Origin of the sequence: Halobacillus sp. A1, from assembly GCF_024189295.1 — a bacterium.
In the GTDB taxonomy this organism is placed as follows: domain Bacteria; phylum Bacillota; class Bacilli; order Bacillales; family Halobacillaceae; genus Halobacillus_A.
The window spans coordinates 1-251 of record NZ_JAIZEN010000094.1 but is presented as its reverse complement, the minus strand read 5'-3'; the positions used below and the strand labels follow the sequence as shown (position 1 = coordinate 251).

The 251-nt window shown below is 33.9% G+C and carries 1 protein-coding gene; it reads left to right on the top strand.

Going from position 1 to position 251, the window contains the following annotated elements:
- Positions 1 to 248, top strand: a 248-nt coding sequence (locus LF817_RS20130; RefSeq protein ID WP_253937576.1) for a GNAT family N-acetyltransferase, incomplete at its 5' end; no start/stop codon positions are given.
- Positions 249 to 251: the final 3 nt, after the last annotated feature.

Genomic DNA, 251 nt, shown 5'->3' with positions numbered 1-251 from the left:
GGAATAAAGGTTATGCAACAGAGGCTTCTAAAATAGTTATTGATTTTGGGTTTAAGGAGCAAAAGCTTAATCGAATATGGGCTCCAGTAATGAGTAAGAATAAAGCTTCTGGAAAAGTAATGCAAAAAGTAGGGCTACAATATGAAGGGACATTAAAACAAGATATTCTAAGATGGGATGAATATGTAGATGTTGATGTTTTTGGACTTTTAAAAGAGGATTATCTCGATACTGAGTCTTCCAGATAATGG